At 70.7% G+C, this 22,613-nt stretch carries 20 protein-coding genes; 10 read left to right on the top strand and 10 right to left on the bottom strand.

Going from position 1 to position 22,613, the window contains the following annotated elements:
• Positions 1-5: 5 nt before the first annotated feature.
• Positions 6-1,022, top strand: a complete 1,017-nt coding sequence (locus JOC24_RS10715) for an aldo/keto reductase (RefSeq protein WP_205019954.1) — start codon at positions 6-8, stop codon at positions 1,020-1,022.
• 85 nt (positions 1,023-1,107) lie between these two features.
• Here JOC24_RS10715 and JOC24_RS10710 read toward each other — a convergent pair whose 3' ends face one another.
• Both JOC24_RS10710 and JOC24_RS10705 read right to left on the bottom strand, forming a co-directional pair.
• Positions 1,108-2,130, bottom strand: coding sequence for an ABC transporter permease (locus JOC24_RS10710; protein WP_205019953.1), 1,023 nt, complete (start codon positions 2,128-2,130; stop codon positions 1,108-1,110).
• Positions 2,127-3,113, bottom strand: coding sequence for an ABC transporter ATP-binding protein (locus JOC24_RS10705; protein WP_205019952.1), 987 nt, complete (start codon positions 3,111-3,113; stop codon positions 2,127-2,129). Before JOC24_RS10705 ends, JOC24_RS10710 begins: the two co-directional genes overlap by 4 nt.
• A 215-nt stretch (positions 3,114-3,328) precedes the next feature.
• Between JOC24_RS10705 and JOC24_RS10700 the strand changes: the two genes are divergently transcribed.
• Together JOC24_RS10700 and JOC24_RS10695 are read left to right on the top strand one after the other, a co-directional pair.
• Positions 3,329-4,543: a sensor histidine kinase gene (locus JOC24_RS10700; protein WP_239580107.1), complete on the top strand. Its 1,215-nt coding sequence runs from the start codon at positions 3,329-3,331 to the stop codon at positions 4,541-4,543.
• Positions 4,540-5,196, top strand: coding sequence for a response regulator (locus tag JOC24_RS10695; protein WP_205019950.1), 657 nt, complete (start codon positions 4,540-4,542; stop codon positions 5,194-5,196). Before JOC24_RS10700 ends, JOC24_RS10695 begins: the two co-directional genes overlap by 4 nt.
• Before the next feature lie 27 nt (positions 5,197-5,223).
• Here the strand turns inward: JOC24_RS10695 and JOC24_RS10690 are convergent, their stop codons facing one another.
• The 6 genes from JOC24_RS10690 to JOC24_RS10665 all read right to left on the bottom strand — a co-directional run bounded on the left by JOC24_RS10690 (position 5,224) and on the right by JOC24_RS10665 (position 12,026).
• Positions 5,224-6,432 (bottom strand): acyltransferase family protein, encoded by a 1,209-nt coding sequence (locus JOC24_RS10690; protein WP_374104489.1) that lies wholly within the window; start codon positions 6,430-6,432, stop codon positions 5,224-5,226.
• Complete coding sequence (locus JOC24_RS10685; RefSeq protein WP_205019949.1) at positions 6,429-7,472, bottom strand: alpha/beta hydrolase; 1,044 nt, start codon at positions 7,470-7,472, stop codon at positions 6,429-6,431. The genes JOC24_RS10690 and JOC24_RS10685 overlap by 4 nt, the downstream gene beginning before the upstream one ends.
• A 166-nt stretch (positions 7,473-7,638) precedes the next feature.
• On the bottom strand, positions 7,639-8,319 hold the full coding sequence (locus JOC24_RS10680) for a response regulator (RefSeq protein WP_205019948.1): 681 nt from the start codon (positions 8,317-8,319) through the stop codon (positions 7,639-7,641).
• 13 nt (positions 8,320-8,332) lie between these two features.
• Positions 8,333-9,655 carry a sensor histidine kinase gene (locus tag JOC24_RS10675; protein ID WP_205019947.1) on the bottom strand — a complete coding sequence of 441 codons (1,323 nt, stop codon included), beginning with the start codon at positions 9,653-9,655 and terminating at the stop codon, positions 8,333-8,335.
• 137 nt (positions 9,656-9,792) lie between these two features.
• Positions 9,793-10,707, bottom strand: coding sequence for a DUF4429 domain-containing protein (locus JOC24_RS10670; protein ID WP_205019946.1), 915 nt, complete (start codon positions 10,705-10,707; stop codon positions 9,793-9,795).
• 107 nt (positions 10,708-10,814) lie between these two features.
• Positions 10,815-12,026 carry an alpha/beta hydrolase gene (locus tag JOC24_RS10665; protein WP_205019945.1) on the bottom strand — a complete coding sequence of 404 codons (1,212 nt, stop codon included), beginning with the start codon at positions 12,024-12,026 and terminating at the stop codon, positions 10,815-10,817.
• Positions 12,027-13,061: 1,035 nt separating this feature from the next.
• Here JOC24_RS10665 and JOC24_RS10660 point away from each other — a divergent pair.
• On the top strand, positions 13,062-13,493 hold the full coding sequence (locus JOC24_RS10660; protein ID WP_205019944.1) for a peptidase inhibitor family I36 protein: 432 nt from the start codon (positions 13,062-13,064) through the stop codon (positions 13,491-13,493).
• Positions 13,494-13,573: 80 nt separating this feature from the next.
• On the opposite strand, the gene aceE is transcribed toward JOC24_RS10660, so the two are convergent.
• Positions 13,574-16,306, bottom strand: coding sequence for a pyruvate dehydrogenase (acetyl-transferring), homodimeric type (aceE, locus tag JOC24_RS10655; protein ID WP_205019943.1), 2,733 nt, complete (start codon positions 16,304-16,306; stop codon positions 13,574-13,576).
• Positions 16,307-16,788: 482 nt separating this feature from the next.
• Between aceE and JOC24_RS10650 the strand changes: the two genes are divergently transcribed.
• The 6 genes from JOC24_RS10650 to JOC24_RS10625 all read left to right on the top strand — a co-directional run bounded on the left by JOC24_RS10650 (position 16,789) and on the right by JOC24_RS10625 (position 21,516).
• Positions 16,789-17,226, top strand: a complete 438-nt coding sequence (locus JOC24_RS10650) for a DUF3052 domain-containing protein (RefSeq protein ID WP_031092598.1) — start codon at positions 16,789-16,791, stop codon at positions 17,224-17,226.
• Positions 17,227-17,392: 166 nt separating this feature from the next.
• A complete protein-coding gene (locus tag JOC24_RS10645) occupies positions 17,393-17,860 on the top strand; it encodes a peroxiredoxin (protein ID WP_205019942.1) in 468 nt (155 codons plus the stop codon).
• A 244-nt stretch (positions 17,861-18,104) separates the two neighbouring features.
• The gene (locus JOC24_RS10640; protein ID WP_031092601.1) at positions 18,105-18,680 is read left to right on the top strand and encodes a TerD family protein; all 576 of its coding nucleotides are present in this window, start codon (positions 18,105-18,107) and stop codon (positions 18,678-18,680) included.
• A 151-nt stretch (positions 18,681-18,831) separates the two neighbouring features.
• Positions 18,832-19,407, top strand: coding sequence for a TerD family protein (locus tag JOC24_RS10635; RefSeq protein ID WP_205019941.1), 576 nt, complete (start codon positions 18,832-18,834; stop codon positions 19,405-19,407).
• A 71-nt stretch (positions 19,408-19,478) separates the two neighbouring features.
• On the top strand, positions 19,479-20,630 hold the full coding sequence (locus JOC24_RS10630) for a DUF475 domain-containing protein (protein WP_205019940.1): 1,152 nt from the start codon (positions 19,479-19,481) through the stop codon (positions 20,628-20,630).
• Positions 20,631-20,781: 151 nt separating this feature from the next.
• Positions 20,782-21,516 (top strand): TerD family protein, encoded by a 735-nt coding sequence (locus JOC24_RS10625; RefSeq protein WP_205019939.1) that lies wholly within the window; start codon positions 20,782-20,784, stop codon positions 21,514-21,516.
• Positions 21,517-21,552: 36 nt separating this feature from the next.
• Here JOC24_RS10625 and JOC24_RS10620 read toward each other — a convergent pair whose 3' ends face one another.
• Positions 21,553-22,437 (bottom strand): TerD family protein, encoded by an 885-nt coding sequence (locus JOC24_RS10620; protein ID WP_205019938.1) that lies wholly within the window; start codon positions 22,435-22,437, stop codon positions 21,553-21,555.
• Positions 22,438-22,613: the final 176 nt, after the last annotated feature.

Here is a 22,613-nt window from a genome sequence, read left to right as displayed (position 1 = left end):
ACGACATGAGTGAGACCCGGAAGATCGCGACAGCGGAGCTCGGCACCGGAGGCCCGCGGGTCGGCGTACAGGGACTCGGCTGCATGGGGATCAGCGAGTTCTACGGGGACACCGACGAGGCTGCCGCCCGGGACACCCTGGAAGCGGCACTGGAAGCGGGCGTCACCCTCTTCGACACCGCCGACGTCTACGGGCGCGGGGCCAACGAGACCTTCCTCGCACCGTTCCTGGCGGCGCACCGCGACGAGGTCACGCTGGCCACGAAGTTCGCCATCGAGCGGACCGACGACGAGCGCTACCGGGGCGTCCGCAACGATCCCGCGTACATCCGCGACGCCGTCGAGGGCAGCCTGCGCAGGCTGGGCACCGAGGTCATCGACCTGTACTACATGCACCGCCGCGACCCGCTCGTCCCGCTCGCCGAGTCGGTGGGCGCGATGGCCGAGCTGGTGCGGGAGGGCAAGGTCAGGCAGCTCGGGCTGAGCGAGGTGACCGGGGACGAGCTCCGCGAGGCGCACGCCGTGCACCCGATCGCGGCCCTGCAGTCCGAGTGGTCGCTCTTCAGCCGCGACGTCGAGCGCAGCGCAGTGCCCGCCGCCGCCGACCTCGGGGTGACGCTCGTCCCGTACTCCCCGCTCGGCCGCGGGTTCCTGACCGGGGCGTTCGCGGACGCGGTCAAGGACCTGGAGCAGGGCGACTTCCGGGCGCACCAGCCGCGCTTCACCGGCGAGAACGCGAAGACCAACGCCGCCCTGCTGGAACCCGTGTACAAGATCGCGACCGCGCATGGCGCGACGGCCGCGCAGATCGCCCTGGCCTGGGTGCAGCAGCAGGCCCAGGTGCACGGCCTGACCGTGGTGCCGATCCCGGGCACGCGCAAGCGCAGCCGCCTGCTGGAGAACGTCGGGGCGACCCGGCTGACGCTGACCGAGCAGGAACTCCGGTCGCTGGAGCCCATCGCGGGCCGCGTGGCGGGCGACCGCTACCCGGACATGAGCAGCACGGCCGCCGCGCGCGAGTAGGCGGCACGGGCACCCGCCCATCCCGGACGCCGCGGAGGTCCTGGCAGTCCAGGACCTCCTCGGCCTACCCCGCCTCTTCCTTCCGTCACAGGAGACGCTTGCGGCCCCAGGCGATGACGAAGGTGACGACGGCAGCGCTGACGGCGAGCATGACGCCTGCCCCGAGCCACTGCATCGTGTGCATCTGCGAGACGGGGAGGTAGTCCATGGACCAGCCGACGACGTGCTTGGAGTCCATGCAGGCGCTGTGGGCCCGCGCGTCCTCCGAATGCTCCAGACACGTGGTCCAGTCCAGGCGGTCCCCGGAGCTGGTGAGGAAGTAGGTGCCCTGCCCCTGCTGCTCGGCCTCGGCGGGCAGCTCCGGCGGCGACATGCCGGGCCCGACGCCCTTGTGGGTGCTGATCGTCAGGACGTTCCCCAGGCTCCGCCAGCACTCGCTCCAGACGAACCCGATCGCACCCACGATGCCGAGGGTGACCACCATCGAGACCAGCGTGCGGCGCAGGACCATACCGACCGCCACGCCCACCGTGAAGGTGAGCAGGGCGTGGGCCACCGGCACCGGCCCCGTGACGCTGAAGAAGGCCGTCCACGTCAGGCCTTCGGAGAACGACTTCACCGGGCTCCACCACCAGGTGAACACGGCGGTGAGCGCACCCGTGCACAGCGTGACCAGCGCGGCGGGCAGGGCGAGCTTCATGGTCAGCCAGCGCAGCCGGCTGACGGACTGTGAGGTCACCAGCTTCGCGGTCCCCGTCTCCAGGTCGCCCGCGATGAGCGGGGCACCGAGGAAGACACCCAGCAGGATTGGGATGTAGCCCAGGTAGCTCCCGATGCTGAACAGAGGGCTGGACCGCTCCTCGAACTCCGGGGGCAGGCTGCCGGACTTCCGCGTGGTCGGGGAGAGGGTGCTCAGGTAATCCGTCATCTGCCCGCGCAGGTACACCATGGCGATCACGCCGAGCAGGGTGAGGCCGATGAGGGTCCAGAACGCCGCGCGGTGCTGGCGCCACACGAGCCAGACCGGACCGCCCAGCCGGGGAACCCACCTGTTCCCGGGGCGCGCGGCAGACGTCGGGCGGGCCGGGTCGCGAGTCAGCGTGGTCATGCGGTCACAGCCTTCCGCCGGTCGCGGGTGATGATGTCGTGGATGTCGCCGACCTGGGCGCTGGGAGCGATCAGCGGCGGTGCGTCGGGTGAGCGCAGATATCCCAGCAGCAGTTCCTCCAGGGTGGGAGGCTCCGCCCGCCCGCCGTACTCGACCGGCCCGCCGAGACGCACCAGGACGCCCGGCCGGCCCTCGCCGCTGTGCGCGTCGATGACCCGGTGCGGGGCGACGACCGGGGACGGGCCGCTCCCCGCGACGTCGAGCAGGGCGTGGGCGGCGCGCAGTTCGTCGACCTCTCCCGCGAGACGCAGCCCTCCGTCCGCGATGACCAGCAGGTAGTCGCAGACGTACTGGAGTTCGGCGAGCATGTGCGAGGACACCAGCACCGTCGTGCCGTGCTCGGCGGCCTCCCGCGTCAGCGTGGTCATGAGTTCACGGCGTACCAGCGGGTCCAGGTCGGACATCGGCTCGTCGAGGACGAGCAGATCCGGGCGCTTCCCGAAGGCCAGGGCGAAGGCGACGCGGGTGCGCTGACCGCCGGACAGGGTCCCGACCTTCGCCCCCATCGGCACCTGACCCGCGTGGACGATGCCCTCGGCGACCTCCTGGTCCCAGCGGGGGTTGAACTCGCGCCCCAGCCGCAGGGTCTCGGCCACGGTGAAGCGCCGGAACAACGGCTTCTCCTGTGTCAGGAACGCGGTACGCAGGACCGCCTCCGTCGATCCCGGTGCCGCGCCGAACACCCGCAGGGCGCCCGTCGTCGGACGGATCATGTTGTTGGCCAGGCCCATCAGGGTGCTCTTGCCGGCGCCGTTGGGGCCGACGAGCCCGCAGACCCGCCCGGCCGGCAGCCGGAAGGACACGTCCCGCAGTGCCCAGCCGCGCCGGTACTTCTTGCCGAGCCCCTGGGCCTCGATCGCCGGCTCACCGACGGGGGGCCCGAAACCCGTTCCGCTTGCGTGGTGCGTTCCTGCGTGGTCCATGCGTGGCTCCTGTGCGTGTGGGGAGGGGCGACCGTGTACGTGTGGGGGGAGGGAGGCCACCTCGTGCGTGGGGGAGGGGCCGCCTTGTACAGTCGCGAGCGCCGTCCGGTGGAGACCACTCTTCTCCGCCGCGCCCCGCGGCGGATCGGGCGAAAGACAGATCATGCGAGGCCGACTCCCACTTTCGGCCGGTCGGCGGGAGGACCATGAGGGAGATGCCGGAGACGGTGGACACGGCGGCGGAGCCCACGACCGCACGAGGGAAGCGTCTGCTGTTCCTGCCCGTCACCGTCCAGCTGCTGCTCGCCGGGTCCCTGATCGCTCTCGTCGTGATGGACTGGATGGGCGGCATCTACTGGACACCCGGGCGGCCGGACGAGATCGGTTCCGCCAAGCTGGCCGGCGCCCTGCTGTGCGGGATCCTCGCAGTCGTCTCGCCCCGGCTCGGTGACCGGGCGCTCCCGGCGACCGCCGGGGTACTCGCGATCGCGTCGCTGTTCTTCTCGGCCGCGATGCACGTGATGCTGTCGGTCGGCTCGCAGGCGCTCGGCTTCGCCGAGCCGGCGGCTCTGGTGTGGCTCCTGCTGCTCGTCGCGCGACGGGGCAAGCCGTCGTGGGCCGCAGTGGCCGTCCCCCTGCTGCTCATGGCGATCGTGCTGAGGCCGGTGTCGGTCTCGGTGAGGCAGACCACCACGATCATGGCGCTGTTCCTGGCCCTGGTGGCGGTCACGGCGCTGGGCATCGGCCTGGGGATGCGCCTGCTCCTGGTGGACCGGCGGCGGCAGGCGGCGGCTCTCAAACTGGAGCAGCGGACGGAGTTCGCCAGGGACCTGCACGACTTCGTCGCCCACCACGTCACCGGCATCGTCGTACAGGCGCAGGGGGCGCGGGCGATCGCGGACCGGCGGCCCGAACTGGTGCCGCCCGCGCTGGAGCGGATCGAACAGGCGGGCTCGGAGGCGCTGAACTCCATGCGGCACATGGTGGGGATGCTGCGTGACGCCGACGGAGAGGTGGCGCTGACGCCCCTGGCGGGCATCGGAGAAGTGCGTTCGCTGGTCGAGGAGTTCTCGGCCGTCGGCGGCGCGCGGGCCCAGCTCGAACTGGAGGGGGCCTTCGACGACCTTCCGGTGGAGGTGACCACCACCGCGCACCGAGTGGTGATGGAGGCCCTCACCAACGTACGCAAGCACGCCCACGGGTGCACCGAGGTGCGGGTGCGCGTGGACCGCTCGGCGGACCGGGTCACCGTGCGGGTCAGCGACGACGGACGGCCGCGCCCCGTCTCCCGGAGCGGCTTCGGGCTGAAGGGACTGGCCGAGCGGGTGGGCCTGATCGGCGGAAGCGTCCAGGCCGGGCCGGTGACGGCCGGTGGCTGGGGCGTCGAGGCGACGCTCCCGGCGACCACCGCGGGGGTGGCCGCCTCATGACGATCCGCGTACTGATCGCCGACGACCAGGCCATGGTCCGCGCCGGCTTCGCGATGATCCTCGGGGCCGAGGACGACATCGACGTCGTCGCTGAGGCCGCCGACGGGGTGTTCGCCGTCGAACTCGCCGAGCGCCACCGGCCCGACGTGGTGCTGATGGACATCCGCATGCCCCGCATGGACGGGCTGGAGGCCCTGCGGAGACTGACTCGCCCGGGCACCGTGAACCCGCCGAAGATCGTCGTGGTCACGACGTTCGACGACGACGAGTATGTCCAGCGCGCCCTGAGCGAGGGCGCCTCCGGGTTCCTGATCAAGGACTCCGGCCCCGCCCTGCTGGTCGAGGCGATCAGGGCCGCCGCCTCGGGAGAGGCGCTGGTGAGCCCCGCCATCACCGTCCGCCTGCTGCGGCAGCTCAACAGCAGCGCGGCCCCGGCCAGGAAACCGCACACCGCCCTCTCCGCCCGTGAGAGCGATCTCGTACGTCTGGTGGCCAGAGGGCTGACCAACGCCGAGATCGCCACCGAACTGACCATCTCCGTGGGCACGGTGAAGACACACCTCGGCAACGTGCAGACCAAACTGTCCGCCCGCAACCGCGTGGAGATCGCCGCCTGGGCCTGGGAATCCGGCCTGGTCGACGGGCGGGGCTGAGCCCGTTCCGCGTCTTCCCGGGATGCCTCAGGCCAGTCGCAGGGCGAACACCGCGAAGCCCGTGGCGAGCAGCCCGGCGGCCGCCCGGCGGACGTTACTGGCGCGGTCGCCCGTCTCCCAGGGGTCCTCGAACCGCCGGGCGTAACGGGAGATCAGCACCAGCAGACCGGCGAACAACGGCAGCCACGCCAGCCGGGCCACGATCCAGCCGACCGAGTCCGGGCTCGTCGTCAGCCCAGGTACCACGCCCGCGAACGACGCCGGGACCGCCGCGGCCAGCATCGCCGTCTGGTGCCAGCACAGGATCGTCATCGCCGACAGGTTGATCACTACCACGGGGGCCCACAGGACGGGACGGCGCAGCGCCCGGCCGATCCGTCCGTGCAACAGGACCGCCGCACCGCTCTGCGCCGAGGCCAGCGCCAGGACCAGCAGCGACGGCGGATGGGAATTGGTCCTCGCCTCGCCCGGTACGCCGACCATCGACGCCGGGTAGTGGAAGGCGAGCAGCAGTACGGCGAAGAGGGCCGTGCCACCGACGAGCAGGAGCCGGGCGCCGCGCCGGGAGAGACGGCCCTGCCCCCAGCAGACGCCGAGCTGATAGGCGAAGAGCCAGCCGGGCAGGATGTTCAGCACCCCGACCCAGGACGGCACGGCGTCCGCGTACGGTCCGTAGCGCAGGAAGTCGACCACGGCGACCGAGCCGATCAGCGGGACCGCCGCCCAGCCGCCGAACCTCCTGGCCAGACGCACGCAGCAGGGTGTGAGCGCCGTGACCAGGGCGTACACCCCGACGAACCAGAGCGGCTGGATCACCAGCTTCGCGCCCGTGCGCAGGGTGTCCTCGGGCACGCCGGCGGCGTACAGCACCGGGATCATCAGGGCCCACACGGCGGTCACACCGAGCACCGGTCTGCCCAGCCGGACCATCCGGCCGCGCAGCCACGCCCCGCCGGTGGACGGCCTGCGGTGGTAGGAGAGGACGGAGGCGTAGCCGCCGACCAGGAAGAAGACGCCCAGCATCTGGAGCACCCAGCTCACCGGGGCGAACCCGGCGAACGCGGAGAGCGGGCTGGCGTTGTGCAGGGCGCCGTCGCCGTCCCGGGTGAACCCGCCGAGGAGCCAGTGGCCGGCGGGCACCGCCATCAGCGCGAGCGCGCGCAGCCCGTCGACCGCGCGGTCGCGGTGGGCCGGGGTGGACGCGTCGATCCGGGAGACCAACTGCCGCACAGTCACCGGGAGTCCCCCTCGGCGATGGCCGCGAAGGCGCGCAGCGAGTCCGTGCCGGGCGCGAAGTAGCCGGTGTGGCCCTTCGCGTCCTCGGCGGGCACCCGCCGGGCCCCGAACGCCTCGCCGGCGGGGTCGGCGCCGTGCCCGAGACCTGCCACCTCGACATGCGGCACGTCGTCGATCCAGTCGGTGTCGTCCTTGGCCGCCCAGACCCGCGCCCGGGTGCGCAGACCCGCGACGTCGTCGGCGCGCATCCCGGGGGAGCCGAGCACGACCAGATCCCTGGCCCCGAGCCCCCGGGCCGCGAGCCCGCACACCACCGAGCCGTAGCTGTGGCAGAACACGGCGGGCGAGGGCAGCCCGTCGGCCGCCAGCCCCGCGGTGAACCGGGTCAGCCGCACGGACCCCGCCTCCGCCAGACCTCCGGTCGCCGCGTCCGGACCGAGGCCGACAGGCGTGGTGTAACCGGCCCAGGCGATCACCGCGTTGCCGGGGCCCGTCTCCGCGTACAGCGACTTCGCCATGCCCGCCGGAGTGCCGTACACGTCGCCGCGCCGGTCGAAGGTCCCGGCGTCGATGTCCGACCCGGGTACGACGACGGACACGTGCCGCGCGGAGCGCAGGTCCCCGAACACCTCGGCGACCTGGCCGCGGCCTCGCGGATCGAACGCCAGGATCCGTCGGCCGGGCGCGGCGAGACGGGCGTAGCGGGGATCGTGAGAGGCCCGCAGGGCAGAGGCGTTGGCGCGGTAGCGGAGCTCCAGGGGCGCCCCGTCCAGATTGCCGACGACCAACGGGTGCCGTTCCAGCAGCAGCTGCTGCTCAGGCGCACTCAACCCGCCGAAGAAGGACCCGACTTGTTCCGGGGTCGCGTGGGCCGGGTCGGGCAGCTCCCGCCCCAGCACCCCGTCGGCACGCCACGAGCTGCTGCCGGGCGGGGGGCCCGTCACCGCCCGCTGGGTGCCCCCCGACGCCCAGCCGACCGTGCCCGCCGCCGCTGTCATCGCCAGTGCGACCGCGGCCAGTGTCCTCGTGAACCGGCGCATCGTGCCCTCCCCCTACCGCTCGCGCACACCGTTCGGCGTGCGGAGGAGGAAGGTAGGAAGGAGACGTGTGACAGGGCGTCACCCCGAGGGGCCAACTGTCCGGTGCTACCTGAGTAGGGGACGTACGGGGGGACAGCCCCAGCCCGAGCCGGGCGGTACCGGGAAGCTACGCCTCCCCCGGGGCCACCAGCCCCGACTCGTACGCGAAGATCACGGCCTGCGCCCGGTCGCGGAGCCCGAGCTTGGCCAGCACCCTGCCGATGTGGGTCTTCACCGTCTGCTCGGCCAACACCAGCCGCGCCGCGATCTCCTGGTTCGACAGGCCACGGGCGATCAGCTCCAGGACCTCCGTCTCACGCGGTGTCAGACCGTTCAGCCGCAGCGCCGGTCCGCCGGCCGGTGCCGCGGGCCGCTGACGCGCGAAGTCGGCGATGAGCCGCCGGGTCACGGACGGTGCGAGCAGCGCGTCACCCGCCGCCACGACCCGTACCGCCGAGATCAGATCCGCGGGCGGGGCGTCCTTCAGGAGGAAGCCGGACGCCCCGGCGCGCAGAGCCTCGTAGACGTAGTCGTCGACGTCGAACGTGGTGAGCATCAGAACCTTCGGCCGGTGGACGACTCCCACCGGCGGACTCAGCAGCTCCCGGGCGGCGGCCAGCCCGTCCATCTCCGGCATCCTGACGTCCATCAGGACGACATCCGGATGCACCGACCTGCTGACCTCGACACCCTGTCGTCCGTCCGGGGCCTCACCCACCACGTCGATGTCGCTCTGCGCCGACAGCAGCGCCGCGAAACCGGCCCGCACCATGGCCTGGTCGTCGACGATGATCACGCGGATGGTCACAGTTCCTCCGGAGTCACGGATGCCGGGGCGGCGGCAGGGGGAGCCGCGCGGCGACCCGGAAGCCCCCGTCGGGCAGGGGGCCGGTGTCGAGCGTGCCGCCGGTCAACCGTACGCGTTCCCGCATGCCGACCAGCCCGTGTCCCGTCCCCGACGTCTCCAGCGGCGAACCCGGTCGCTGTGCACGGTCGTTGACGACCAGCACGGTCAGATGACCGTCGCGCGCGGTGACCGACACCCGGGTCCGCGCCCCCGGAGCGTGCCGGACCACGTTGGCCAGAGCCTCCTGCACGACGCGGTACGCCGTCAGATCCACCGCCTGCGGTACCCCGCCCCGGTCCACCGCCTCCGCCACCTCCGCCGCCATCGACAGCTCGGCCGGAAGCCCCGCCCGCACCATCGCCTCCACCAGCTGCTGGACCCGGTCGAGACCGGGCTGCGGGGCCAGCTCACCCCGGCTGCCGTCACTGCGGAGCACCGACAGCAGCCGGCGCATCTCCGTCAGGGACTCCCGGGCGCCGTCCGCGATCGACGCGAACTCCGCCCGCACCTCCTCGGACATCCCGCCGATCCGGTACGGAGCCGAGTCCGCCTGGACGGTGATCACCGACATGTGGTGCGCGACCACGTCGTGGAGCTCACGGGCGATCCGGGTGCGCTCCTCCAGCAGCGTCCGCTGCGCCCGCTCGGCCTCGCTGATCGTCTCCTGCTCGACGAGTCTGCGCTGCGCCTCGCTCCGCTCCCGTACCGCAGCCCCGATCACCAGCACCACCCCGCCGAGGACGAACAGCAGAAGCGCGCTGCCGTCCCGGTGCGAGGGCGCGATCAGGTCCAGCAGCAGCCCGGCCGCGCCCGTCGCGAGCCACACTCCGGTCACCGTGCGACGGCTCTCCCGCAGACCGAGCGCCAGCAGCACGAACAGATAGCCGATGGTGGCCGGCGGGGTCCACGGCCAGATGACGTCCTGGTACTCGGGCCGCCCCAGCATCACCAGCGCGCCCACGACGTCTGCCGCGAAGACGATCCACCAGGCCTGCAGCGGCCGGTGCGCCAGCATCAACAGGGGTGCGGCCTGTCCGACGGCAAGGGCTCCGGCCAGTCCGCCGGGCACCCCGTAGTCGCCCGTCAGCACCTGGATCGTGACGGGGACGAAGACGGCGGTGAGCGCGACCACCACGGCGTACGGCAGCAGCCGCAGCCAGCGGCGCGGAGACCCGGCGAACAGAGGGGTCGGCGGATGGGAGGCGTGGGACAGCCCGTGGGCGAGCTCGCGCAGATTGCGGCGGGCGGCGCTCAGCAGACCGTCGGCGGGCGGGGGCCCGGCGGGGGACGTGGTCATGGTCGGGTCAGACTAGGCACGGAGTGCGCCGCGCGGCGTCATACCCGGGGCCCGATCGCCGGTCCCGGCCCCGTACCCGAGTAGGGGCCGGGGCGGACGCGCGCCGTGACGCGGACGGCACACGGCCCGGGGCCCGCCTACAGCTCGGCCAGCAGCTCCGCCTTCTTCGCGCTGTACTCCGCGTCCGTGACCAGCCCCGCCTGGTGCAGGCCCCCCAGGTGGTGCATCCGCTCGGCGATGTCCGCCGGGTCACGCCTCGCGCCGCCCACCGGGACGGGCGCCGTGGCGACGGGCACCGACTGCGTCCGTCGTACGGACTCCAGGACCGCCGCGGCGAAGGGGAGCGACTCGTGCACCGGTCCGTAGCCCAGGCCGAAGACGACGGCGGCGGGGTCCTGGTCCGGCTGGGCCCGGCCCACGGACGGCTGCGCCGCGCCCGGGGCAGGATCCGGTTCCGGGCCGCCCGCGTCGGTGCCTCGCGGCACCAGCCGGAGATACCCCTCGAACGCCTCGGGCGAACGCCACTCGACTCCACCCAGGTCCGCCACGGGGAACGTCTGGTCGCCCGCCTTCCACTTGGCGCTCGACGCACCCGTCCAGAACCACCGGAACGAGACCAGGGACCCGTCGAAGCCGGCCCGGCCGTCGTACGCCTTGAAGTGCATCGGCGCCTCGGGGGCCGTCACCAGGAAGCCTTCGGCCGGACGGGACGCCTCGGGGCCGAGCACGGCGCGCAGCTCATCGGCGTAGTACTCGGCGAGCGTCTCGCGTTCGGCGGGCAGCACCAGACGGTAGGGGTCGCTGCTCTCCTTGAGCTGCCCGGCCGCGGCCTCCAGCAGCGGATCGGCACCGGGTCTCGGCACCGCGTGCAGGACCACCGTGCCCCGCTTGCCCGGGGCCAGCGTCACCGAAGACAACGCCGCGTACGGTATGCGGCGTTCGCGCAGGCTCTGGAAGAGCCTCGGTGTGCGGATTCCCCGTTCGAAGCGGATGAGCACGGAGTCGGTGTCGAACTCCCAGGTGGCATGAATTCCGGCCAGCACATCACCCATGTGCCTCATCGTATGTGGCACAGGCCCGGACGTCCCCCTTCGGTACCGGCGAAATCGGGCAGGCCGTTCGCCGCTCTCTACGCGCGTCAGACGGATTTCTACGCGCGTCAGGCCTCCGACTCGCCGGACATCTCCCGGTGGCACGCATCGTCGGCGCTCGCGCAGCTGACCGAGTCATAGGCACCCACGCCGATCGCGGCGAAGTTGCTGAGGCTCTCCGTGCCCGGCTCGAAATAGCCGCTGTGCCCTGTCGCACCGCTCGCCGACACGATCCGCGCGCCGAAGGACGGGTCCACCGGGTCGGCGCCGTGCCCGAGCCCGCCGACCTCCATGTTCGGCACGTCCTCGATCCAGTCGTCGCCGTCCCGCATCGCCCACACCCTGGCCCGGGTCTTCAGCCCTTCGGCGCTGTCCGCCCGCATCCCGGGACTGCCCGCGACCGCGATGTCGGACACCCTTGACGGCAGCTGGTGCGCCGCCACACCACACAGCACGGAGCCGTAGCTGTGGCAGAACAGCGAGACGTCCGAGTTACCGGGCAGCGCCTCGACGAGGGCGTTCAGCCGCAGGGCGCCTTCCGTCGCGAGCCCGCCCAGCACGGCGTCCATGCCGATGCCGGCGGGCGCCGTGTAGTCGGCCCACGCGATGACCGCCGTACGCGAAGCGGGACGGGCGGAGCGCTCCGCGCCGTACAGCGACTGCGCCATGCCCACGGGTGCGGCGTTCTTCTTGGTGCCCGTGCGCTCCAGCGTCAGAAGACTCGTGTCGACGCCGGGCACGACGACGGAGACCCGCTCGGCCCGGTCGAGGTCGCCGAACACCTCGGCGGCCCGGCCGCGCCCCGAAGGATCGAAGGTGAGGATCTGCCGGTCACCGGCGAGCAGGGAACGGAAGCGGTCCAGCCGGAGCAGGGCCTGACGGCGTCCGTCCGGCGACAGCTTCAGGTCCTGAGCCCGCTGTTCCTCGGCCGATTCGGCCTGCTCCAGGGCATGACGGTTCGCCCGGTAGCGCAGGGTGACCGGCGCGCCGTTCAGATTCCCCACCACCAGCGGGTACTTGTCGGTCAGAGCGACCTGCTGGCCCGCCGTGAGCGTCGAGAAGAAGTGGGCGAGCCGGTTCGCCGGCGCGCTGACATCCGGAAGGGCGTGACCAGCTATCCGATCCTTCGCCCAGGAAGCGAGCGCGGTCTCGCGCGGCGCGGCTGAGTGCTGATGACGCACGGCGGTCCAGCCGGTGGTCGCCAGCATCACGAACACGACCGCGATGGCGAGCAGAGCGCGCCATGCGGTGAGCGTGGGGGAGGAGTCGAAGGAAGTCACTGCGCCCCACCCTAGGAGACGTGCGCGCGACGCCGCCGCAGGGGTGACGCGGATCACTCGACCGCGGGGAATTGACCGCCCGTCTCCTACTCTCCGTGTGCGCCGGATTCACACTGCGGTGCGCCGGAGGCGCGTCGGCCACTCGAAATGGCCCGGGAGGCCGGGTCATTGTGAGTTCGGCCATGCGGAGCCGGTGAGGGGTGCGGCACAGTCGTCCGGTTCGCGTAAAGGCGCGCCCGCCGTGATGCCTCGACTCCCCCGGAGTGCAGGTCCGGGCCGGTCCAGGTGGAGTTCGGCCGACTCCCGCAGCGCGTCCGCTCCCGGGCCCTCGCGTCGGCCCCGCGGTTGGCCGTGCCGCCCCGGAGGGTGCGGCGACGGTCGCCCGGGGGTGCGGACTCGCCTCGGCGAGCCCCTTCACGCTCCGCGATCGGTGGAGGGGTTCGGCGCTCCGGATCGATGCTTGCCGCCGCATGCGGGGGCGTGCGACGAGGGGGTGATTCGGTCATCCGATAGGCTCTCGTTCGGACTTGTGGCGTTATGTTCCTTTTGTTCCACAGTGCGGGGGCGGCTCAGGTGCTCGTGGAGGCCCGTCGCGTTGCCTCGAAAGGGGCACCCCCGGTGGGGCGTTGACGCATCCCCGTGAGGGAACGGGAACACCCCGCCAGGATCGAAGCGACCATCACGGGTGTCACCCATGACACGTTCGTGTCGGGCACGAGCCCGGTCTCCCCGGCCCCCGGCGCCGGCACGGCGGTCGACGCCCGGTCCGCACGCCCACCGTGCGCGGGGCCAACACCCGGGCGGGGGCGGGCGCAGGCCCGAGGCGAGCCCGCCGGCGACGCCCGGCCTCCCTCGGGCGGCCCCGAGCGTCCGGCGTCAACACAGCGGTTCACAGAGCCCCGCCGGACGTCCCGGTGGGGCTGTCGCCTATCAGGGTGGTCCGCTGCCCGGCCCCTTCCCGGTCCGCGCTTGCGCAGGTCAGAGTGCGGACATGGCGAGCCGACCGGCTCGCCCGACCACGGGGGTTGATCCACCATGCGCAAGACCGTCCTCGCCGCCACCCTGGCGGCCACCGCACTCGTACCGGCCACCGCCCTGTCCTCGGGCGCCGCCGCACCGGCCGCCCACCACGGGGCCGCCGCACCGGAAAGCTCCCGCAGCGCCCCGCAGGCCGCACCCGCCGGTCTCGCGCCGTGCGGCGCCGGGCAGCTCTGCCTGTGGGCGAAGCCCGACTTCTCGGGGGCCAGGCAGGCCCACGAACTGTCCACCGTCGACATCGAGAGCTGCGTCCCGCTCCCGGCCGGCCGCAGCGCCCAGGCGCTCGTCAACCGCACCGGGCGCCCGGTCACGACCTTCCAGTCCGCCGAGTGCGCGGAGACCGGCGAGTTCGAGACGTACCCGGGCGGCGGCACCTGGGTGCCCCGGTCGCCGTACACGGTCAGGGCCTTCAAGATCTGGGAGAACTGAGGGCCGGCCGAGGAGGCCGGGGACGCCGAAGGGCGGCGGACCCTCGGGCCCGCCGCCCTTCTTCCGGAACTGCGTGTTCCTTACGCGTCACCGCCGGCCGGGCCGGGGCCCGCGGCGGCCACGTCCAGCAGCTCGTAGCGGTCGAGCGCCGTCTTCAGCGCCGAGCGGTCGATTTTGCCTTCCTTCGCCAGCTCGGTCAGCACCGCGAGCACGATCGACTGCGCGTCGATGTGGAAGAAGCGGCGGGCCGCACCCCGGGTGTCCGCGAAACCGAAGCCGTCCGCACCCAGCGACTGGTACGCGCCGGGCACCCAGCGCGCGATCTGGTCGGGCACGGAACGCATCCAGTCCGACACCGCCACGAACGGGCCCTCGGAGCCGGAGAGCTTCTCCGTCACGTACGGGACGCGCTGCTCCTCCTCGGGGTGGAGCAGGTTGTGGTGCTCCACCTCCACGGCGTCACGGCGCAGCTCGTTCCAGGAGGTCGCCGACCACACGTCCGCCTTCACGTTCCACTCGTCGGCGAGGATCTGCTGGGCCTCGACCGCCCACGGGACCGCGACACCGGACGCCAGGATCTGGGCCGGGATGTGGCCCTTCTCGCCGCTGCGGTAGCGGTGCACGCCCTTGAGGATGCCCTCGACGTCCACGTCGGCGGGCTCGGCAGGGTGCTGGATCGGCTCGTTGTAGACGGTGAGGTAGTAGAAGACGTCCTCGGATGCCTCGCCGTACATCCGGCGCAGACCGTCCTTCATGATGTGCGCGATCTCGTACCCGAACGCCGGGTCGTAGGAGACACAGGCCGGGTTCGTCGAGGCGAGCAGCTGCGAGTGGCCGTCCGCGTGCTGGAGACCCTCACCGGTCAGTGTCGTACGGCCGGCCGTCGCGCCCAGCACGAAGCCGCGCGAGAGCTGGTCGGCCATCTGCCAGAACTGGTCGCCGGTCCGCTGGAAACCGAACATCGAGTAGAAGACGTACACCGGGATGAGCGGCTCACCGTGCGTGGCGTACGCCGAACCCGCCGCGATCAGCGAGGCGGTGCAGCCCGCCTCCGAGATGCCGTCGTGCAGCATCTGGCCGGTCGGCGACTCCTTGTACGCGAGCAGCAGCTCGCGGTCGACCGACTCGTACTGCTGACCCAGCGGGTTGTAGATCTTCGCACTCGGGAAGAACGCGTCCATGCCGAACGTGCGGTACTCATCGGGGGCGATCAGCACGAAACGCTTGCCGATCTCCTTGTCCCGCATGAGGTCCTTCAGGACACGGACGAACGCCATCGTCGTGGCGATCGACTGCTGGCCCGAGCCCTTCTTCGCGGTCGCGTACGCCTTCTCGTCGGGAAGGGGCAGTGGCTTCGACCGCACCACACGCGTCGGGACGTAGCCGCCCAGACCCTGGCGGCGGTCGTGCATGTACTGGATCTCCTCCGAGTCGCGGCCCGGGTGGTAGTACGGCGGGTTGCCGTCCTCCAGCTGCTTGTCCGCGATCGGGATGTGCAGGCGGTCACGGAAGCGCTTGAGGTCGTCCGCCGTGAGCTTCTTCATCTGGTGGGTCGCGTTGCGGCCCTCGAAGTTCGGCCCGAGCGTCCAGCCCTTGACCGTCTGCGCCAGGATGACGGTCGGCTGCCCCTTGTGCGCCTTGGCCGCCGCGTACGCCGCGTAGACCTTCCGGTGGTCGTGGCCGCCGCGCCCCAGGTGCAGGATCTGCTGGTCGGACATGTCCTTGACCATGTCGCGCAGCCGCGGGTCGTCGCCGAAGAAGTGGTCGCGGATGTACGCGCCCGTCTCGGTCGCGTACGTCTGGAACTGGCCGTCCGGGGTGGTGTTCAGCTTGTTGACCAGGATGCCCGTGCGGTCCTGCGCGAGCAGCGGGTCCCAGCTGCGGTCCCAGACCAGCTTGATGACGTTCCAGCCGGCGCCGCGGAACTGCGACTCCAGCTCCTGGATGATCTTGCCGTTGCCGCGTACCGGGCCGTCGAGGCGCTGCAGGTTGCAGTTGACCACGAAGGTGAGGTTGTCCAGGCCCTCACGGGCGGCGATGGACAGCTGGCCCAGCGACTCGGGCTCGTCCATCTCGCCGTCACCCAGATAGGCCCAGACGTGCGACTTGGAGGTGTCGGCGATGCCGCGCGCCTCCATGTAGCGGTTCATCCGCGCCTGGTAGATCGCGCCGAGCGGGCCGAGACCCATCGAGACGGTCGGGAACTCCCAGAAGTCAGGCATCGACCGCGGGTGCGGGTAGCTGGACAGCGCGTGCCCGGCCTTCGACTTCTCCTGCCGGAAGCCGTCGAGCTGGGCCTCGCTCAGCCGGTCGAGGAGGAAGGCGCGGGCGTAGATCCCCGGGGACGCGTGCCCCTGGAAGAAGATCTGGTCGCCGCCGAGGCCGTCGTCCTTGCCGCGGAAGAAGTGGTTGAAGCCCACGTCGTACAGCGAGGCGGAGGAAGCGAAGGTGGCGATGTGACCGCCGACACCGATCCCGGGACGCTGGGCCCGGGAGACCATCACCGCGGCGTTCCACCGCGTCGCGTTGAGGACCTTGCGCTCGATCTCCTCGTCGCCGGGGAAGAAGGGCTCGTCCTTCGTGGCGATCGTGTTGATGTAGTCGGTGCTGCGCATCTCGGGCACGGCCACGCGCTTCTCGCGCGCACGCTCGATGAGCCGGAGCATCAGATAGCGGGCCCGCTCGCGGCCGCGCTCGTCGACGGCGGCGTCGAGGGAGTCGAGCCATTCCTGGGTCTCTTCAGGATCGAAGTCCGGGACCTGGCTCGGAAGGCCGCCAATGATGATCGGGTTGCGATCGGATCCGGAAGCCACGCTGTTCCTTCGCTGTTCGGTGGTGCTCTTCGGGGCCTGGTTGCGGGAAACGTACCCCCGGGATGGCTGCTGTACGCCGCCTCCATCGTGTACCGCGAGGACCGCAAACGTCATCTCTACTGTGGGGTAACACAAGGTTCCCGAGCGGCGTGTCCGGGAACGAGTATCAGCAGTACGAGGGCGGTCCCGCCCAAACCGCAACCATACGCCCAACCCGGCCAAGCGTTCCCAAAGCCCGTTCGAATCCGAATGGCGGAGCGAAACGGCATAAGCTGAGGAAGGACGTAAAGGGCCCGGACACCACTTCGGGCCCCGCGGGAGACATGCCGGTAGTTGCGGCGACGTGGCAGGGAACGTCACCGTTTAGGCGGTCTCGGACGCCGGGTACTTGCGCGATTCGCCGAGCCCGTGTGGACTACGGCCAACGCCCCGCGCACGCGCGTGGCTGAAGCATTTTCCGAAACATGATCAGGAGGCAACCCGTGAGCGCGACCGCGGACCACGCGGAGGAACGGACCAACACGGCCGCAAGGCTTGGGTTCGAACCCGGACAGGTGGTCCAGGAGATCGGCTACGACGACGACGTCGAGCAGGAGCTCCGTGAGGGCATTGAGGCCACAATCGGCCAGGAACTCGTCGACGAGGACTACGACGACGTCGCTGACGTCGTCCTGCTCTGGTTCCGCGACGAGGACGGCGACCTTACGGACGCGCTGGTGGATGCCATTGGTCTGATCGAGGACGGTGGGGCGGTCTGGCTGCTGACGCCCAAGACCGGCCGAGACGGATACGTCGAGCCGAGCGACATCAACGAGGCTGCCCAGACAGCTGGTCTCGCCCAGACCAAGAGCATCAGTGCGGGCAAGGACTGGACGGGCAGCCGTCTGGTCACCCCCAAGGGGGCCCCGGCCAAGCGCTGAGAGCTCTTTCATCACCCGAGGCCCCCGACGGCACCACCCCGTCGGGGGCCTTCGTACGTGCCCGTACGGGCCTGCCGACGTTTCGAGGGGGACGCTGCGTAGGGTGGGTCTCACCCGGACGGCCCAGGCCGGGAAAGTGCGACGTTGGCGAAGGGACGCGTTTCACATGGCGATCGAGGTCGGCACGCAGGCTCCGGATTTCGAGCTGAAGGACAACCACGGACGGACCGTGAGGCTCTCCGACTTCCAGGGTGCCGACGGCGCCAAGAACGTGGTGCTGCTCTTCTACCCCTTCGCCTTCACCGGCGTGTGCACGGGGGAGCTGTGCGCGCTCCGCGACGAGCTGCCGAGGTTCGAGAACGCCGACACCCAGCTGCTCGCCGTCTCCAACGACTCGATCCACACGCTTCGCGTCTTCGCCGAGCAGGAGGGCCTCGAGTACCCGCTGCTCTCGGACTTCTGGCCGCACGGGGAGACCTCGCGGGCCTACGGCGTCTTCGACGAGGAGAAGGGCTGCGCGGTGCGCGGCACGTTCGTCATCGACAAGCAGGGCGTCGTCCGCTGGAGCGTCGTCAACGGCCTGCCGGACGCGCGGGACCTGAACGACTACATCAAGGCACTCGACTCGATCTGATCCGGGGCGGCCGGCCGCGTCCGTTCTTCCGGGGCCCTGGGGCCCGCCCCGCGTGCGACGCGGGGTCCGGGATGTGCGGGATCCGGGGTTTGCGGCCCGCCGTATCAGGGGATCTCCTGGCGGCGACCGGCCAAAAGCCTGTTTTCGCCGGGAACCGGTCACTAGGATCCAATCGTTGATCCGATGCCAACGCACGACGGGGGTGCTGGTGTCTGCCGGCCCTCTCAAAACTTTTGGAGGACTCGTGGGAGTCAGCCTCAGCAAGGGCGGCAACGTCTCGCTGACCAAGGCCGCGCCGAACCTGACGGCGGTCATCGTCGGTCTGGGCTGGGATGCCCGGACCACCACCGGCGGTGACTTCGACCTCGACGCCAGCGCGCTGCTGACGAACGCCGAGGGCAAGGTCGGAAGCGACGGGAATTTCGTCTTCTTCAACAACCTCAAGAGCCCCGACGGCTCGGTCGAGCACACCGGTGACAACACCACCGGTGAGGGCGAGGGCGACGACGAGGTCATCAAGGTCAACCTCGCCGGTGTCCCGGCCGATGTCGACAAGATCGTCTTCCCGGTCTCGATCTACGAGGCCGAGAGCCGTCAGCAGAGCTTCGGCCAGGTGCGCAACGCGTACATCCGCGTGGTGAACCAGGCGGACAACAGCGAGCTCGCCCGCTACGACCTCAGCGAGGACGCCTCGACGGAGACCGCCATGGTCTTCGGCGAGCTCTACCGGAACGGCGCGGAGTGGAAGTTCCGCGCCATCGGCCAGGGGTACGCCTCGGGTCTGCGCGGTATCGCGCAGGACTTCGGCGTCAACGTCTGAGCAGGTCCAAAGGACCCTCCGGACACATCAGCACCCATCTCGTCCGGCGCCGCACCCCGTGCGGCGCCGGACGTCTCGGCAGGGCACCCCGCGTCCGTCAGGCGTCCGTGCCGAGCCGGAAGACCGTCCAACGACTCGGGGAGGACACACCATGGGCGTCACGCTCGCCAAGGGAGGCAACGTCTCCCTCTCCAAGGCCGCACCCAATCTCACTCAGGTGATGGTCGGGCTCGGCTGGGACGCACGATCCACGACGGGAGCCGATTTCGACCTCGACGCCAGCGCACTGCTGTGCCAGTCGGGCCGGGTCCTCGGTGACGAGTGGTTCGTCTTCTACAACAACCTCACCAGCCCCGACGGCTCCGTCGAGCACACCGGTGACAACCTCACGGGTGAGGGCGAGGGCGACGACGAGTCGGTCATAGTGAACCTCACCCAGGTCCCGGCGCACTGCGACAAGATCCTTTTCCCGGTCTCGATCCATGACGCCGACAACCGTGGGCAGAGCTTCGGCCAGGTGAGCAACGCCTTCATTCGCGTGGTGAACCAGGCGGACGGCCAGGAACTGGCGCGGTACGACCTCAGCGAGGACGCGTCCTCGGAGACCGCGATGATCTTCGGTGAGCTCTACCGATATGGCGGGGAGTGGAAATTCCGTGCAGTCGGACAGGGGTACGCGTCGGGGCTCCGAGGCATCGCTCTAGACTTCGGGGTCAACGTTTCGTAAAGCCGCGCACGGCGCGGGGGAGCCCCGTACTCAACCGGGGGAGACCCGTTACATACACGATGGGGTAGCCAGTGCTTCTGAAAACCTTCGGCTGGTCGTTCGCGGTTACCGCGCTCGGCCTGGTCGCAGCGGTGTTCTACGGGGGGTGGCAGGCATTCGGCGTCGTCGCGATCCTGTCGGTCCTCGAGATCTCGCTGTCCTTCGACAACGCGGTGATCAACGCCGGAATCCTGAAGAAGATGAATGCCTTCTGGCAGAAGATCTTCCTCACCATCGGTGTGCTCATCGCGGTCTTCGGTATGCGGCTGGTCTTCCCCGTCGTGATCGTGGCCATCAGCGCCCAGCTCGGCCCCATCGAGGCCATCGACCTCTCGTTCAACGACCCCGACCGGTACAAGGAACTGGTGACGGACGCCCACCCGTCCATCGCTGCGTTCGGCGGCATGTTCCTGCTCATGATCTTCCTCGACTTCATTTTCGAGGACCGTGACATCCAGTGGCTGCGCTGGATCGAGCGTCCGCTCGCCAAGCTCGGCAAGGTCGACATGCTGTCGGTCTGCGTCGCGCTCATCGTCCTGCTGGTCTCGGCCATGACCTTCGCGACGCACGCGCACCAGCACGGTGGCGGGCACGCCGACAAGGCGTCGACCGTCATGCTCTCCGGTATCGCGGGTCTGATCACCTACCTCGTGGTCGGCGGTCTCTCCGGGTACTTCGAGAACAAGCTCGAGGAAGAGGAAGAGCGCGAGCAGGAGGCGGAGGAAGAGGCCAGGAAGGCCGGCAAGCCGGTGTCCGGGGTGGTCCTCGCGGGCAAGGCCGCGTTCTTCATGTTCCTCTACCTCGAGGTCCTCGACGCGTCCTTCTCGTTCGACGGCGTCATCGGCGCCTTCGCCATCACCAACGAGATCGTCCTGATGGCCCTCGGCCTCGGTATCGGTGCCATGTACGTCCGTTCGCTCACCGTGTACCTGGTCCGCCAGGGCACCCTGGACGACTACGTCTACCTGGAGCACGGCGCGCACTACGCGATCGGCGCCCTGTCGGTCATCCTGCTCGTCACCATCCAGTACGAGATCAACGAGCTCATCACCGGTTCCGTCGGGGTCATTCTGATCGGCTGGTCCTTCTGGTCCTCGGTGCGGCGCAACAAGGCGATCGCGGCGGCCGGCGGAGACGGCGGAGACGGCTCCGATTCCAAGGCGGAAGTCTCCTCCGGGGTGTGACCCGGTAAGGAATGAGGAACGCTCTCTCTGCGGGGCGGCCCACGGCGGCGGTTCTCCGGGAACACCCGGACCCGGCCCGGTGGCCGCCCCGCAGTGGTGTGGGCCGTACAGCAGGGGCGGGCGGTACTTACCGATACATGTGGGGGTTGGGATGGCCTTCTGGGACGGCCTGTTTCCGCGGCGGGCGTCGCAGTTCGAGTCGGGTAACTCCGCGACGAACGCGATCGTGCTCTCCAAGCGGAACGCCACGGTCTCTCTGAACAAACAGGGCGCGCTGTCGGGCAATCTGCGCGTCAACCTGTCCTGGCGGATGCGTACGTCGGACATCGGCGGCAGGTCGCGGCAGAGCGGCCGGCTGCTGCGTCCGCTGAAGCTCTTCCAGCCCGACGTCGTCCAGGCGCACACCCAGGGCATGGTCAACGTCGACCTCGACCTGGGCTGCATGTACGAACTGGCGGACGGGACCAAGGGCGTCGTGCAGCCCCTGGGCAACCTCATCGGTGACCTGAACACCGCGCCGTACATCAGGCTCAGCGGCGACGACCGATTCGGGGCGCCGTCGGGCGAGACCGTCTACGTGAACCTCGACAAGCGCGACGAGATCAAGCGCCTGCTGTTCTTCGTGTACATCTACGACCAGACCCCGGCGTTCGACCGTACGCATGCCAAGGTGACGCTCTACCCGGGCAACGGCCCGCGCATCGAGATCGAGCTGGACGAGCGGGCCCCGCAGGCCCGCTCCTGCGCGGTCTTCACCGTGGAGAACGTCAAGGGCGAGCTGATCGTGCGCCGCGAGGTGAAGTTCGTGTACGGCTTCCAGTCCGAACTGGACCGGATGTACGGCTTCGGCATGCAGTGGGGGCGCGGCTACAAGACGCGGGCCTGAGTGCCCGCCGTGAAGGGCGGCGGCCGCGCCTCCGGTTCACGACCGGAGGAACTGCGGGCCCTGCGGGGGGAGCACGAAATTCGGGTCGGCGGCGTGTGCCGCCGCCGCCGCGGGCTGCGGGTAGCCGTACGCCGGCTGGGCCGCGGGCTGGGGATAGCCGTAGGCGGGCTGAGGGGCCGCCGTGGGCGGCTGCGGGTACCCGTAGGCGGGCTGGGGCGCCACGGGCGGTTGTGGATAGCCGTAGGCGGGCTGCTGGTGCTGGACCGTGGCCTGCGAGTCCGGTGCGGGGGTGTCCGGTGCCGGAGGGAAGGACCCGGACGGGTCGGGAGCACCGGGCACCGCCGCCGGGCCGGGCTCCGAGGCCGCCTCGGCCTCGTCCACCGAGATACCGAAGGCGGTGGCCAGTCCGACGAGGCCCGTCGGGTATCCCTGCCCCACCGCCCGGAACTTCCAGCCGTCACCGCGCCGGTACAGCTCGCCGCAGATCACGGCGGTCTCCTCGCCCGTCTCGGCCCGGACGTCGAAGACCGCGAGCGGCTCACCGTCGGCGGACGCCGCGTCGTACAGCGATATCCGCAGGTCCGTCACCCGCTCGAACGCCGCCTCGTCGCAGGACGCGGCGATGACGACCTGCTCCACGGAGGGGTCGAGCGAGGAGAGATCCGCCTCGATCGTGTCCGTGAGACCCTCGGGACCGCTGCGCTTGGGCAGACGCCGTACGAGGCCCGAAGGGTGCCGCGGCTGGTTGTAGAAGACGAAGTCCTCGTCGGAACGCACCCGGCCGGAGGGATCGATCAACAAGGCGGAGGCGTCCACGTCGGGGACCCCGGCGCCCGGGGTCCAGCGCAGCACGGCCCGTACGGCCATGGCGTCGAGAGGGACGTTCGAGCCCTTCAGCATCGCGTGCGTCATGGCGGTCATCCTGCCTGCTGGAGGGGCGTCCGGACAACGCGGGGGTACGGAACAGTAGGCCGGTCATGGTTCGGGGGGAGCACGCAGGCGCGCCGCGCGGAGTGTGAGATACGCCGGGGACACCCGAAGTTCACACGGCCGGGGAACCGGCGACACCCGCCCGAACGTACTATTACCGGCCATAC

The organism is Streptomyces sp. HB132 (genome assembly GCF_016909575.1).
Classification (GTDB): Bacteria; Actinomycetota; Actinomycetes; order Streptomycetales; family Streptomycetaceae; genus Streptomyces.
The sequence above is the reverse complement of the archived record's forward strand: the minus strand, read 5'-3'. Positions and strand labels throughout refer to the sequence as shown.